16 protein-coding genes are annotated in these 13557 nt (G+C 62.7%); 10 read left to right on the plus strand and 6 right to left on the minus strand.

Going from position 1 to position 13557, the window contains the following annotated elements:
- Positions 1–4: 4 nt before the first annotated feature.
- The 3 genes from NJH59_RS20505 to NJH59_RS20515 are packed head-to-tail and all read right to left on the minus strand — an operon-like array spanning position 5 to position 2307.
- The gene (locus NJH59_RS20505) at positions 5–562 is read right to left on the minus strand and encodes a peptidylprolyl isomerase (RefSeq protein ID WP_196932143.1); all 558 of its coding nucleotides are present in this window, start codon (positions 560–562) and stop codon (positions 5–7) included.
- A complete protein-coding gene (locus tag NJH59_RS20510; RefSeq protein WP_253087243.1) occupies positions 556–1371 on the minus strand; it encodes an alpha/beta hydrolase in 816 nt (271 codons plus the stop codon). Before NJH59_RS20510 ends, NJH59_RS20505 begins: the two co-directional genes overlap by 7 nt.
- Before the next feature lie 12 nt (positions 1372–1383).
- The gene (locus NJH59_RS20515; RefSeq protein WP_043864150.1) at positions 1384–2307 is read right to left on the minus strand and encodes a LysR family transcriptional regulator; all 924 of its coding nucleotides are present in this window, start codon (positions 2305–2307) and stop codon (positions 1384–1386) included.
- Positions 2308–2357: 50 nt separating this feature from the next.
- On the opposite strand from NJH59_RS20515, the gene NJH59_RS20520 reads away from it, so the two are divergent.
- The 5 genes from NJH59_RS20520 (at position 2358) to NJH59_RS20540 (ending at position 6406) form a co-directional block, all read left to right on the plus strand.
- On the plus strand, positions 2358–2672 hold the full coding sequence (locus tag NJH59_RS20520; RefSeq protein ID WP_043864149.1) for a hypothetical protein: 315 nt from the start codon (positions 2358–2360) through the stop codon (positions 2670–2672).
- 107 nt (positions 2673–2779) lie between these two features.
- Positions 2780–3379, plus strand: a complete 600-nt coding sequence (locus NJH59_RS20525) for an FMN-dependent NADH-azoreductase (protein ID WP_054914940.1) — start codon at positions 2780–2782, stop codon at positions 3377–3379.
- A 249-nt stretch (positions 3380–3628) separates the two neighbouring features.
- Positions 3629–4450: a hypothetical protein gene (locus NJH59_RS20530; protein WP_253087244.1), complete on the plus strand. Its 822-nt coding sequence runs from the start codon at positions 3629–3631 to the stop codon at positions 4448–4450.
- A 45-nt stretch (positions 4451–4495) separates the two neighbouring features.
- On the plus strand, positions 4496–5434 hold the full coding sequence (locus tag NJH59_RS20535) for a hypothetical protein (protein WP_054914938.1): 939 nt from the start codon (positions 4496–4498) through the stop codon (positions 5432–5434).
- Between the two features lie 93 nt (positions 5435–5527).
- Positions 5528–6406, plus strand: coding sequence for a carboxylate/amino acid/amine transporter (locus NJH59_RS20540; RefSeq protein WP_123753015.1), 879 nt, complete (start codon positions 5528–5530; stop codon positions 6404–6406).
- On the opposite strand, the gene NJH59_RS20545 is transcribed toward NJH59_RS20540, so the two are convergent.
- Positions 6347–7648: a mechanosensitive ion channel family protein gene (locus NJH59_RS20545; RefSeq protein ID WP_043864145.1), complete on the minus strand. Its 1302-nt coding sequence runs from the start codon at positions 7646–7648 to the stop codon at positions 6347–6349. The two genes, NJH59_RS20540 and NJH59_RS20545, sit on opposite strands and share 60 nt — an antisense overlap.
- Before the next feature lie 142 nt (positions 7649–7790).
- On the opposite strand from NJH59_RS20545, the gene NJH59_RS20550 reads away from it, so the two are divergent.
- A complete protein-coding gene (locus tag NJH59_RS20550; RefSeq protein ID WP_043864144.1) occupies positions 7791–9119 on the plus strand; it encodes a DEAD/DEAH box helicase in 1329 nt (442 codons plus the stop codon).
- A gap of 74 nt (positions 9120–9193) precedes the next feature.
- Here NJH59_RS20550 and NJH59_RS20555 read toward each other — a convergent pair whose 3' ends face one another.
- Positions 9194–9463 (minus strand): hypothetical protein, encoded by a 270-nt coding sequence (locus tag NJH59_RS20555; protein ID WP_043864143.1) that lies wholly within the window; start codon positions 9461–9463, stop codon positions 9194–9196.
- Between the two features lie 128 nt (positions 9464–9591).
- On the opposite strand from NJH59_RS20555, the gene NJH59_RS20560 reads away from it, so the two are divergent.
- Positions 9592–9987 (plus strand): hypothetical protein, encoded by a 396-nt coding sequence (locus NJH59_RS20560; RefSeq protein WP_043864142.1) that lies wholly within the window; start codon positions 9592–9594, stop codon positions 9985–9987.
- 98 nt (positions 9988–10085) lie between these two features.
- Positions 10086–11015: a DMT family transporter gene (locus NJH59_RS20565; protein ID WP_043864141.1), complete on the plus strand. Its 930-nt coding sequence runs from the start codon at positions 10086–10088 to the stop codon at positions 11013–11015.
- Here the strand turns inward: NJH59_RS20565 and NJH59_RS20570 are convergent.
- Entirely contained in the window at positions 10963–12138 is a 1176-nt protein-coding gene (locus NJH59_RS20570; RefSeq protein WP_116053171.1) for an MFS transporter, read from the minus strand. The genes NJH59_RS20565 and NJH59_RS20570 overlap by 53 nt on opposite strands.
- Positions 12139–12242: 104 nt before the next feature.
- Here NJH59_RS20570 and NJH59_RS20575 point away from each other — a divergent pair, with 104 nt between their 5' ends.
- Together NJH59_RS20575 and NJH59_RS25540 are read left to right on the plus strand one after the other, a co-directional pair.
- Positions 12243–13142: a LysR family transcriptional regulator gene (locus NJH59_RS20575; protein WP_116053174.1), complete on the plus strand. Its 900-nt coding sequence runs from the start codon at positions 12243–12245 to the stop codon at positions 13140–13142.
- 111 nt (positions 13143–13253) lie between these two features.
- A complete protein-coding gene (locus NJH59_RS25540) occupies positions 13254–13379 on the plus strand; it encodes a PA1414 family protein (RefSeq protein ID WP_286900691.1) in 126 nt (41 codons plus the stop codon).
- The last annotated feature ends 178 nt before the right edge of the window (positions 13380–13557 follow it).

Here is a 13557-nt window from a genome sequence, read left to right on the forward strand (position 1 = left end):
GGGCTCAGTCAATGCGTTTGGCGGACTTGATCAGTACGGGATCGGCCGGTACATCGGCCATGCCGTTCTTGCGCGTGGTCGGCGAGTTGACGATCTGGTCGACCACGTCCATACCCTTGACCACCTTGGCGAACACGGCGTAGCCGGCATCGCGGCCCGGATCGAGGAAGGCGTTGTCGGCCACGTTGATGAAGAACTGGCTGGTGGCCGAGTTCGGGTTGGATGTGCGGGCCATCGACAGGGTGCCGCGGGTGTTGTGCAGGCCGTTGCTGGCCTCGTTGCGGATCGGGTCCTTGGTCGACTTCTGTTGCATCTGCGCGGTGAAGCCGCCGCCCTGGACCATGAAGCCCGGGATCACGCGGTGGAAGATGGTGTTGGTGTAGAAGCCGCTGTCGACATACTCGAGGAAGTTCTTGGTCGAGATGGGCGCCTTGACCGGGTCCAGTTCCACTTCGATCTGGCCGAAGCTGGTGTCGAGCAGTACGTGCGGGGCTTTTTCGGCAGCCATCAGGCTGGTGGCGAAGACGACCGAGCAGGCGCCAAGCAGAAGTTTTTTCAGCATGAACTCAATGATCCTTGAGAAGTGGTTGAAGCCGTTGCCAGAAACTGCAGCAGGGTCTGGTTGAACAGCCGGGGTTGATCCAGCGGTGTAGCGTGCCGTGAATCGTCGATGACCGCCAGTCGAGCTTGAGGAATAAGCGCGACGTAGCGCTGCTTGAGCTGTATCGGGGTGTAATCGTGGTCGGCGCTGATGACCAGCGTAGGACAGCGGATCTGGCCCAGGCGTTCCTGTACCCCCCAGCCGACGATGGCATCGAAGCTGGCCAGGTACGCACGCTTGTCGTTGCGCGCCCAGCGCTCGGCCATCTTGCGTCGCAACTCGGCCTGCTCCGGCTTGGGAAACAGGCGTGCGGCCAGGCCTTTGCCGATGGTCTCCAGGCTCAGCAGGCGGGCCAGGCTCCAGCGCTTGAACCATTGCCAGTAATCGTCGCGGCTGCGCAGCTTGAGCTCGGGTGCGCTGTTGACGATGCACAGGCTGCGCAACCGGTGGGGATGGTCGACGGCAAACTGGAAGCCGATCATGCCGCCCATCGACAGGCCAGCCAGGTGCACCGGGCCGGTGTTCAGGTGCTCCAGCAGGGCCAGCAGGTCGGCGCTGAAGCCGGCGATGCTGTAGCGCTCGCGAGGCTTGTCGGAGCGCCCGTGGCCGCGCACATCGAGCAGGATCACGCGGTACTGACGGGCCAGCTCCGGTACCTGGTATTCCCAGTCCTGGCAGCTCGAGCCCAGGCCGTGCAGCAGTACCAGGGGCTCGCCCTGGCCATATTCCTCGTAATGCAGGGTGCAACCTTCATGTTCGAAATAGGCCATGGGCGTTACCTGTCAGGCTTGGGCGGGGGCGGCGAAGGGCACGTCCAGCGGCGCAGTGTCGAAGTTGCGCAGCAACTCGATGAGGATCTGCGTGGCCGGGCCCAGGGGTTTGTCCTTGTTCGAGTAAAGGTAGAACAGCGGGTGACGGCTGCCACCCTGGTCCAGCGGCAGTGGCTTGAGCACGCCTTCGCGCAGTTCGCGCTCGATCAGGTGGCGTGGCAGCCAGGCAAAGCCCAGGCCGCTGCTGACGAAGGTGGCGGCGGTGGCCAGGCTGCCGACCGTCCAGCGCTGTTCGGCGCCCAGCCAGCCCACATCCCGCGGTTGTGCCCGGCCAGAGTCGCGGATCACCACCTGCAACTGGCTCTCCAGGTCCTGGAAACTGAGCTCGCGGCCCAGGCGGTGCAGGCTGTGCTCGGGGTGTGCAACGGCCACGAACTCCACCGCGCTCAATTCGGTGCCCAGGTAGCCGGGGATGCTGAAGCCGCTGATGGCAAGGTCCGCCACCCCTTCGTGCAGCACTTCCTCGACCCCTGACAGCACCTCCTCGCGCAGGCGCACCCGGCAGCCGCGACTTTGCGGCATGAACGCACTCAGGGCACGTACCAGTCGGGCATTGGGGTAGGCGGCATCGACCACCAGGCGCACCTCGGCTTCCCAACCCTGCTCCATGTGATGGGCGAGGTCTTCGAGCTGGCTGGCCTGCTTGACCAACTGGCGCGAGCGGCGCAGCAGCACGCTGCCGGCATCGGTGAGCACCGCCTTGCGCCCGTCGATGCGCAGCAACGGCACGCCGAGCTGGTCCTGCATGCGGGCCACGGTATAGCTCACCGACGATTGGGAGCGGTGCAGGGCTTCGGCGGCCTGGGCAAAGCCGCCGTGGTCGACCACCGCCTGCAGAGTCCGCCACTGATCCAGGGTAACGCGCGGCGCTTTCATCTTCGGCTCCTGTTGTCCTAAGCTGGCGCACTTTCATGGAGAGCGCCGTTATGAAGAAAATCTGTGTTGCACTGCTGGCCCTGCTGCCGCTGACGGCCCTGGCCTACCCCATCGACGTGACCAAGAACACCGACGGGGTGAAGCTTGACTACACCACCTACGACACCGACCGTGACATCGGCTCGATCAGCCTGAACAACTACGGCGATGTGGCAGCGACGTGCAAGGTCACCTTCCGCAACGGCCCGGAGGCCCCCAGGGTACGGCGCATACAGGTACCGGCGAAAAAGAGCGTCGACGTGACGGCCAAATTCAACCGCGAAATCCTCAAGCTGCGCATCGCGCTGGACTGCAAACCGCAATAAAACAGGTTAACTGATAGATTTAACCCAGTTTTTACGCTTTTTTATCGATAGGTCAATCTCTAATCTTGCCTCCATCGACTTAGCGAACTTGCCGATGGAGGCAACCCATGTCCCGCGTACTGATCATCGAAAGCAGCGCCCGCCTGCAGGACTCCGTGTCTCGTCAGCTGACCCGTGATTTCATCAGCCAGTGGCAGGCGGCCAACCCGGCCGACCAGATCAGCGTGCGCGACCTGGCATTGAACCCGGTACCCCACCTGGACAGCCATCTGCTGGGTGGCTGGATGAAGCCCGAAGCCCAGCGCAGCGCCGAAGAAGTGCAGGCACTGGCACGTTCCAACGAACTGACCGACGAAGTGCTGGCCGCCGATGTACTGGTGCTGGCGGCGCCGATGTACAACTTCACCATCCCCAGTACGCTGAAGGCCTGGCTCGACCATGTGCTGCGTGCCGGCGTCACCTTCAAATACACCCCCACCGGCCCGCAGGGCTTGCTGACCGGCAAGCGCGCCTATGTGCTGACGGCCCGCGGCGGTATCCACGCCGGGGCCGGTAGCGACCATCAGGAGCCCTACCTGCGCCAGGTGATGGCCTTCATCGGCATTCACGAGGTGACGTTCATTCACGCCGAGGGCCTGAACATGGGCGGCGACTTCCACGAAAAAGGCCTGAACCAGGCCAAGGCGCTGCTGGCTGCGGTAGCTTGAGCCGTACCGATTTTCCCCCCGCCTGACACCTTTGCTCCTTTGGGTGTACCTGCCCGGTCAGACACTGGTTTGACCGGGCTTTTTTGTGGGTGGTTATAAAACTTGTCATTGCCAGGTTGATTGTTTATAGAGAACTGACAGTTTTGTCAGGTGCGCGCTTGAATTCCTATCTGTTTATATACAGGTGACGGACAGACTTTCCGCAGTGAAAGTTTGTAACTTGCCTCGCGGATATAAGGATGCGTACCTATGCCTGCTAAAGTAGGGTCCAAACTATATGCCTGGGATGCCCCGACGATCGACTGTTCGATTCCACATCCCGATTACCCCAAAGACCCGTCGAGAAAGTATTTCAAGATATCGGCGATCTTCAACTGCGGCAGCAATACGGATTTTTTGTCAGTCAGGACGCTTATATCAGCCGGTATGTACCCCGGTGACAGGGTCAGGGTAAGAATTGTCGAACCTTCCGGTATCATTTTCGATTTGCCCGTGCAACCCATCAGTAACCCGCCGGAAGCGCTGTACTCTTCTTGTCCAAAAGCGCTGATGTACAGCAGTTCCGGCCAAACGGCACAGGTGAATTTCGCGCTGAGCAGGGATGGCGGACCCTGGGTGGTTTCGCAGAGTCGTTACTTTTCGGTGGAACGCCAAAGTTTAGATCCATTGACCCGGCCAAGACTTGATCGCGGTTCTCGCTGGGTCCAGATTACCTATCCCCAATGGCAACCTTCACACAAGGTTCGTCTAAGAGGTTTCACCATGACAGGGCATGAGGACCTGGGGTGGAAACCCATGACGGGTGGTACTGCCCAGTTTGAAATTCCACTGAGCTGGTTTCAGCAGAACAGAGGCAAGCAAGTGTGGCTCAATTATGCGCTTGAAGCGGTTACGGGCTCGGACTGGCAGTTTTCCAGGCTGCTTTATATCCCGAGCCTGGAGGTGCCCCCGGCATCTGCGAAGGCGCCTGAGGGCCCTGCGAAAGTGCCGGTGAAAAAACCTGCAAAAGCGTCAGAGGCACCTGCGAAAGTGCCTGACAAACCTGCGAAACGCCCGCCAAGCAAGGCGTGACCCGCAAGCAAGGGTTCAAAGCCGGCGCGAGCGCAGGGAGGCACCATGTTGAACACGTTCACACTGTTGCTGTTGATCAGCCTGATGACAGCCTGCGCCAACCGGGCGCCGGTGCAGCCTGCCAATGACGAGGTTGCGCAGGCAAGCTCGGTGCCGCCAACGGTCCAGGCCGCTGCGTTGCAGTCCCGTGCAGGTACGGCGGCTGTTTCCGGAGCCACGGTTGCACGCCACCTGCAGGAACGTTACCGCGACACCCGACAGAACTGTAACGCCTCCAGCGCGCCGGCCTTTCTGTGCAGCGGCATCCTCATGCGCGCTACGCAGAACAGCCCGGCGTTTCATTCGTGGAACCCGAACCCTACCGCCTCGGGCGTGTCGTTCTCCTACCTGCGCGCCGACTCTGCGTTCAGTCGGTTGGCCTATGGGTACACTAACGGCTTCATCTTCGTGCCTATCTTGTACGCCAACAATCAATACAAGCCCCGTGTGTTGTGCTCGTTTCCTGTGGACGCCGATTCCAACAGGCGAGAATCGCAGGGGTGCGGGCAGAATGTCGGTTATCCCACGGTGAGTCGCGAGTGCAGGGCGCAGGGCATCGGTACAGCCGAACAATGGCTGGCGCATTACAACGCCAACCGGATCAATGCACGCCAGTGCGGCTTCAATGTTCGCGATGAACTCAACAAAGAAGGCGCCATCGCGTTCTATCAGAGCCTGCGTGCCAGAAACCTGCCCGGCGCCAACCTTGGCGGCATCCAGAACGAAGTGCGCATGGCCCTGTGGCCGCAGAACATCGGTCGGCAATTGCCGATGGAAGCCTTCTTCTATATTGGCGGGAGCGCGAGCGGAAGGGCGGGGGCGCAGGCGGATCAGCGGGACTTCTTCAGCCAGACGGGCATCCTGGTGCCGATCATCGCGGTGACCTTGCCCTCTGGCGCCACCCCCGCACGCTTCCAGTTCATCACGGCCGATCAGACCCGTTGAGCCTGCTGGCACCTTGAGTGCAGGCGTTTCAAAAGCGGTTGCCGGCCCGTTGGTCAACCGCTAAGGTCGCCGCCTGCATATCAGGGGGCATACATGGGCTACTTATTGATCGTCGCGCTGATCCAGGCGTTTTCCTTCAGCCTGATCGGCGAATACCTGGCCGGGCATGTCGACAGCTACTTCGCGGTGCTGGCGCGGGTACTGCTGGCCGGCCTGGTGTTTTTGCCGTTGACCCGCTGGCGCAAGGTCGAGCCGCGCTTCATGCGGGCCATGCTGCTGATCGGCGCGTTGCAGTTCGGCATCACCTATGTGTGCCTGTATTTGAGCTTTCGTGTGCTGAGCGTGCCCGAAGTGCTGCTGTTCACCATTCTTACACCCTTGCACGTGACCCTGATCGAGGATGCCCTGAACCGGCGCTTCAACCCGTGGGCACTGGTGGCCGCACTGGTGGCGGTGGGGGGCGCAGCGGTGATTCGCTTCGACCGCATCAGCCCGGACTTCTTCATGGGCTTTGTGCTGCTGCAACTGGCCAACTTCACCTATGCCGCCGGTCAGGTGCTGTACAAGCACCTGGTTGCCCGTTACCCCAGTGACCTGCCGCACTACCGACGCTTCGGCTACTTCTACCTGGGCGCCCTGCTGGTGGTGCTGCCGGCCTTCCTGCTGTTCGGCAACGCGCAGCATCTGCCCAGCACCGACGTGCAGTGGCTGGTGCTGCTGTTTCTGGGATTTTGCCCGACGGCGCTGGGGCTGTACTGGTGGAACAAGGGCGCCTGCCTGGTTTCAGGCGGCACCCTGGCGGTGATGAACAACCTGCATGTGCCGGTCGGGCTGTTGCTCAACCTGCTGATCTGGAACCAGCACGAGCCGCTGGGCCGGCTGTTCATCGGTGGTGCGGTGATACTGGCCTCGCTATGGCTCAGCCGACTCGGTGCTCAACGCCCGTTGCTCGCGAACGGCACCGGCCGGTAGCAGCCCGGCGCGCAGGTCGCTGCCGCTGGGTTGCTGGTACAGGCCCAGACCGAACTCGGGCATCACGGCCAGCAGGTAGTCGAAGATATCGCCCTGGATACGTTCATAATCGGCCCAGGCGGTGGTGCGGGTGAAGCAGTAGATTTCCAGGGGCACGCCCTGGGCGGTGGTCTGCATCTGACGCACCATGCAGGTCATGTTCGGCTGGATGTCCGGGTGGCTTTTCAGGTACGCCAGGGCATAGGCGCGGAAGGTGCCGATGTTGGTCATGCGCCGGCGGTTGGCCGACAGTGCTGCCACAGGGCCCTGGGCTTCGTTCCAGGCCTGCAGTTCGCTGCGCTTGCGGGTCATGTAGTCGGTGAGCAGGCGCACCTTGCCCAGGCGTTGCTCTTCTTCATCGGTCAGAAAGCGCACGCCGCCAGCATCGATGAACAGGCTGCGCTTGATGCGCCGACCGCCGGCCTGCTGCATGCCACGCCAGTTCTTGAACGATTCGGACATCAAGCGCCAGGTGGGGATCGAGACAATGGTCTTGTCGAAGTTCTGCACCTTGACCGTGTGCAGGGTGATGTCCACCACGTCGCCGTCGGCGCCCACCTGGGGCATCTCGATCCAGTCGCCGACGCGCAGCATGTCGTTGCTGGTCAGTTGCACGCTGGCCACGAACGACAGCAGGGTGTCCTTGTACACCAGCAGGATCACCGCCGACATCGCACCCAGGCCCGACAGCAGCAACAACGGCGAGCGGTCGATCAGGGTGGCGACGATGATGATCGCGCCGAACACGAACAGCACCATCTTGGCCAGTTGCACATAGCCCTTGATCGAACGGGTACGCGCATGTTCGGTGCGGGCATAGATATCGAGCAGGGCATCGAGCAGTGCACTGATGGCCAGCACCAGGAACAGAATGGTGAACGCCAGCGCCACGTTGCCCAGAAAATGCTGGCTGGTGGCGCTGAGCTCCGGCACCAGCTTGAGGCCGAACTGCACCACCAGCGAGGGCACCATCTGCGCCAGGCGCTGGAAAACCTTGTTGTGCAGCAGGTCGTTGAGCCAGTGCAGGGCTGGCTGGCGGCTCAGCAGCCGGACGGCGTGCAGGATCATGAAGCGTGCCACACGCCCCAGTACCAGGGCGGCCAGCAGCAGTACCGCCAGGCCCAGGCCGGCGTGCAGCAGCGGGTGCTGATCGAGGGTGCCCCACAGATCCAGGGCGTTTTGCCAGAACAATTGAATATCCATGCCTTAGTAAAGGTGTCCGCAAAAAGAGTGGAAGTGCAATTAGAACGCGGAAAGTCGTGACAATGCCAAAAGAAATTCGGCGTGAGCGCCGGAAAACGTTACCCTATATGGCTGAATTTCTGCACTTGCCCGAGGTACACCCGTGTTTTCCCAATTCGCCCTGCACGAACGCCTGCTCAAAGCCGTGGCCGCACTGAACTTTGTCGAGCCCACGCCTGTGCAGGCGGCGGCCATCCCCCTGGCGCTGCAAGGGCGTGACCTGCGGGTGACGGCGAAAACCGGTAGCGGCAAGACCGCCGCCTTCATGCTGCCCGTGCTCAACCGCCTGGTGGACCTGAAGCAGAGCCGTGTCGAGATCCGTGCCCTGGTGCTGCTGCCGACCCGCGAGCTGGCCCAGCAGACCCTCAAGGAAATCGAGCGTTTCGCCCAGTTCACCTACATCAAGGCCGGCATGATCACCGGTGGTGAAGACTTCAAGGAACAGGCCGCCATGCTGCGCAAGGTGCCGGACATCCTGGTCGGCACCCCGGGGCGCATGCTCGAGCACCTCAATGCCGGCAACCTGCACCTTGAACATGTGCAGGCGGTGGTGCTGGACGAAGCCGACCGCATGCTCGACATGGGCTTTTCCGAAGACGTCGAGCGTCTGTGCAACGAGTGCGCGAACCGCGAGCAGACCCTGCTGTTCTCGGCTACCACTGGCGGTGCCGGCCTGCGCGACATGATCGGCAAGGTACTCAAAGACCCCGAGCACCTGATGCTCAACACCGTCAGCCAGCTCAACGACGGCACCCGCCAGCAGATCATCACCGCCGACCACAACCAGCACAAAGAACAGATCGTGCAGTGGCTGCTGGCCAACGAGACCTACCAGAAGGCAATCATCTTCACCAATACCCGGGTGATGGCCGACCGTATCTACGGTCACCTGGTGGCCAAGGACATCAAGGCATTCGTGCTGCACGGCGACAAGGACCAGAAGGACCGCAAGCTGGCCATCGAGCGCCTCAAGCAGGGCGGCGCCAAGGTGCTGGTGGCGACCGACGTCGCGGCCCGTGGCCTGGACGTGGACGGCCTGGACCTGGTGATCAACTTCGACATGCCGCGCAGCGGCGACGAATATGTACACCGTATCGGTCGTACCGGGCGCGCCGGCAACGAAGGTCTGGCAGTGTCGCTGATCTGCCATGGTGACTGGAACCTGATGTCGAGCATCGAGCGCTACCTCAAGCAGAGCTTCGAGCGCCGCACCATCAAGGAAGTCAAAGGCACCTATACCGGGCCGAAGAAGGTCAAGGCGTCGGGCAAGGCCGCCGGGGTCAAGAAGAAAAAGACCGACAAGAAGACCGACAAGAAGGTGGTGGCCAAACGCAAGCCGACCGCCAAGCCCAAGCCCAATGCTCCCTCCCTGGTGAGCCAGGACGGCATGGCACCGCTGAAGAAGCGCAAGCCGGCACCGGCTGCCGAGTAAGGTTGCAGGGCCTATTCGCCGGCAAGGCCGGCTCCTACAGGAGCTGTCTTGCCAGCGAACGCCTCATCCTCGATTCAGACTTTCTTCTCTGCCGCCTTCAGTTCCTGCATGCGCTTGTCGATCAGCTGGCATTTGTCCGGCAGGTCCTTGCTCTCGGTTCCCAGCTTCATCCCCTGTAGTTCTTCATTGATCTCCTTGGCCTTCTGCGGGTTCTGCTCCGTCAGTTTGCTGACCTCCTTGGCCAGCTCCTCGCGCTTCTGCGTGGCCTCTTCCAGCGTGCAGGCCCAGGTGGGCACGGCAAATAGAAGGGCAGCGGCAGCGGTGATGCTCATCAGCGTTTTCATGGTCGGACCTCGTGTTCCATTACGGGCGAAGGTGTTCGGTGGAGGGCTGTGCCGGCCGGAAAGTTCAGTCGAACCGCTGCCGCGCGCGCCTGTCACACCCTTACATCCCCTTGCTGGAGGTTGGACCGATGAGCACTACCTATGACTGGGACCTGATGGAGCGCCTGCTGCACGAAGTGCAGAACGGCGCCGGCCACAGCTTTACCCCGCGCCCGTATGCCGAGCAGCATGCTGCCGGCCTGGCTGCCAAAGGCGATGCAGTGCCGGAGCTTGATCATCTGAAGACCAAGGCCTGCGAATACGAGAAGCTGTTGTTCGAGCGCGGCTTTATCGAGACGCGCCCTGAAGAGGAAGGGGGCAATGGCGAGAACTTCGTCCTTACCCAACGAGGCTCGCGCCTGCTCAGCCTTATCGACAGCGCAATCCCGGGCAATGATCATCCGCGCCAGGTGTTGAACGAGCAGGCTGATGCACTGGATGAGGCGACCTTCGACGAAGTGGCGTCAAAGGCACAAATCGCCTGATCGGGCTGGTAATCGCTGGCAGCAGGCCCTGATAATCGGCGCTGGATCCACTATTGCCGAGAGCCTGCCATGCCGTGCCGCGATAATGGGGGTCGCCCTTGAGCGCCCTTCGTAAGAATACCGACACCTTCGCTCTGCAGGTCATGCTGGGCCTGTGCCTGATCTGGGGCATCCAGCAGGTCATGATCAAGTGGGCCGCGCCGGACATTGCACCGGTGATGCAGGCCGCCGCGCGCTCGGGCATCTCGGCACTGATGGTCGCGTTGCTGATGTGCTGGCGGGGTGGCTGGGAACAGCTGGGCACCACCTGGAAGGGCGGTCTGCTGGCCGGTTCGCTGTTCGGCCTGGAGTTTCTGCTGATAGCCGAAGGGCTGCAACTGACGTCCGCGGCGCACATGTCGGTGTTCCTCTACACCGCGCCGGTGTTCACTGCGTTGGGGCTGCACTTCATGCTGCCCAGCGAGCGCCTGCGCCCGCTGCAGTGGCTCGGCATCCTGCTGGCGTTCGCCGGCATTGCCGTGGCCTTTGCCGGCGGACTGTCGCTGGACAACCTCGATGGGCGCATGCTGCTGGGCGATGCGATGGGCGTGATGGCCGGCATGGCCTGGGGCGCGACCACCGTCGTGGTGCGGGCTTCGCGCCTGTCGGAGGCACCGGCTACCCTGACCCTGTTCTACCAGCTGATGGTCGGCTTCGTCGGCCTGCTGCTGATCGCGGTGCTGACCGGGCAGGTCGGCCATGTGACGCTGACCGCCACATCGATCAGCAGCGTGCTGTTCCAGGCGGTGGTGGTGTCGTTCTTCAGCTACCTGACCTGGTTCTGGCTGCTGCGTCGCTACCTGGCGTCCAACCTGGCGGTGTTCTCGTTCATCACCCCGTTGTTCGGGGTGACGTTCGGCGTGTTGCTGCTGGGCGAGCCGTTGAGCCTGAACTTCATCCTGGGCGCCGTCTGCGTGTTGCTGGGCATTACCCTGGTCAGTGCCGAGCAGTGGGTACGCAGGCGTCTGCGGCGCCTGCTCGGCCAGTAGCCGGGCGCAACAGCAGGGCCCCGGCGATGATCAGGCCGCTGGCGGCCACTACCAGCGCCGGTTGCAGGCTGGCGCTGAACTGATTGCTCAACGCCGCCAGCAGCGGGCCGCTGAGCTGGCCGAGGGCGAAGCAGGTGGTCAGCAGGCCGGCATTGCGGTGGGTGGCGTGGGGGGCCAGTTCGCGCGAGCGCTGCATCACCAACTGCATGCAGGCCAGAAACGGCGTGCCGCACAGCAGTACACCCAGCGCCAGGCCGGCGCCGCTGCCCAGCAGGCAGGCCAGTACCCCGGCGGCCTGCAGCCACAACGTTGCCATCAGCCAGCGCGCCGTGCTGCCGTGGTGCGGGCGGCGCAGGCTGACCAGCACCACACCCATGGCGGCAGCCAGGCCGAAGGCCGGCCAGAACAGGTCGGCCAGCCACTGGCCGTGAAAACGTGCGCTGGCCATCTGTGACATGAAAGTGGCCGGAATGATGTATCCCACCCCGTACAGTGCATAGATCAGCCCCAGCCGCCCGATGCCGGGTGTCGCACCCTGCGCGGTGGCCTTGTGCGCGGGCACTGGTTGCGGGTGTGGCAGCGCGGGCTGGATCACCAGCAGCATCAGCAGCGCCACGGCGGCGTAGATCAGCCACAGCGGTGCCGAACCCAGGCCCTGCAGATTGGCGCCCAGTGCCAGCATCCCCGTGAGCAGGATACCCATGCCAGGGCCGGCGAACACCAGTGCGCCAAGGCGCGGTTGCCGGCTTTGAGCGGCCAGGTGTTGAGTCATGCCGGTGAGCGTCACCACCACCCACGCACTGGCGATGCCGGTGCCCAGGCGCAGCGCGATATGCGGCCAGAACCCGTGGGCCCAGAACGAGGCCAGGGTCAGCAGCACACACAGCCACAACCCGGCCAGCAGGCGTTTGCGCACCTGGGCGGGGCGGTGCGCGAACATCGCGTCGAGGGCGCCGAGCAGGTAGCCCAGGTAATTGGCGGCAGCTACCAGCCCGGCGGCGGTCAGGCTGATCTGGCCTTCGCTGATCAGGTGCGGCAGTTGCGGGGTGAGGGCGAATCGGCCGATGCCCATGGCCATCATCAGGGCAACGAAGCTGGCCAGCAGGCGCATTGTCGAGGACATGGTGGGGTTCCTGTGCGATGAGCGTTGACCGTCAGGCTACTGCGGGTTGACTTTCATAAAAATTGAATAATGATGAGGAACTTGTTCTGCTTTGGAGAATTACCGTGGAGCTGAGTCAACTGCGCATCTTTCAGGCGGTCGCCGAAGAGGGGTCGATCACCCGCGCGGCCGAGCGCCTGCACCGCGTGCCCTCCAACCTGTCCACGCGCCTGCGACAGCTGGAAGAGCAACTGGGTGTGGAGCTGTTTCGACGAGAGCGCCAGCGCCTGCAGCTGTCGCCGGCTGGCAAGGTGCTGCTGGACTACAGCGCACGCATGCTGGCGTTGCATGACGAAGCCTTTGCGGCGGTTCAGGGGGGCGAGCCGGCGGGGAATTTCGTGCTGGGCAGCATGTACAGTTCAGCGGCCATTCATCTGCCTGAGCTGCTGGCGCGCTATCACCGAGCTTACCCGGCGGTGAACCTGCAGGTGCAGACCGCCCCCAGCGGCGAATTGCTCGAAGGCCTGCTCAGCGGGCGTCTCGACGCGGCGCTGGTGGATGGACCGCTGGCCCTGGCCGGGCTCGACGGGGTGCCCTTGTGCGAGGAGACCCTGGTGCTGCTCACCGAGGCCGACCACCCGCCGGTGCACAGTGCCCGGGATGTGGCTGGGCGTGCGGTGTTCACGTTTCGCCAGGGATGCTCGTACCGCATGCGGCTGGAGGCCTGGTACGCCCATGATCGTGCGGCGATGGGGCGGGTGATGGAAATCGAATCGTATCCCAGCATGCTGGCCTGTGTGATCGCCGGGGCGGGTGTGGCGTTGATGGCGACCTCGATGCTTGAAAGCCTGCCGGGCCGGGAACGGGTCACGGTGCACCCGTTGCAGTCGCCGTTCGACCAGACCACCACCTGGCTGATGTGGCGCAAGGGCATGTGCGGGGCCAACCTGAGTGCCTGGATAGCGGTGCAGGAAGCGGTGAAGGGGCGGGTGAGCGATGATGCCGATGTGGCCCTGCGTGCCTGACTGAAATCAATAGAGAAGTTTTTACCCGGGCGTGATGCTGCACATGGGGCTATGATGAGTTTGTAGCGCCGCCGCCGTACTTCGCGCGCAGATGACCCGTGAGGGGGAGTTATGAGAAACGATCTGTTCAACTGGCTCCACGACCTGGCTGTGGCATTGGGGCTTGTCCCGCCACCCATGCAGCCTGTACCGATCCCTACCGATGAGGAGCAACGCAAACGCCAACCTCGGCGCTAGCGTGCTGCTGAAACCGACGCATTGCGCAATGCGTCGGTATTCTTTTGCGATTTTTCAGCCGTCCCCATTCCCACAAAATCCCTGAAAGGCTTTGGCTTTGGCTTTGGCTTTGGCTTTGGCTTTGGCTTTGGCTTTGGCTTTGGCTTTGGCTTTGGCTTTGGCTTTGGCTTTGGCTTTG

The sequence above is a fragment of the Pseudomonas sp. VE 267-6A genome, assembly GCF_024126555.1.
GTDB classification, from domain to species: Bacteria; Pseudomonadota; Gammaproteobacteria; order Pseudomonadales; family Pseudomonadaceae; genus Aquipseudomonas; species Aquipseudomonas palmensis.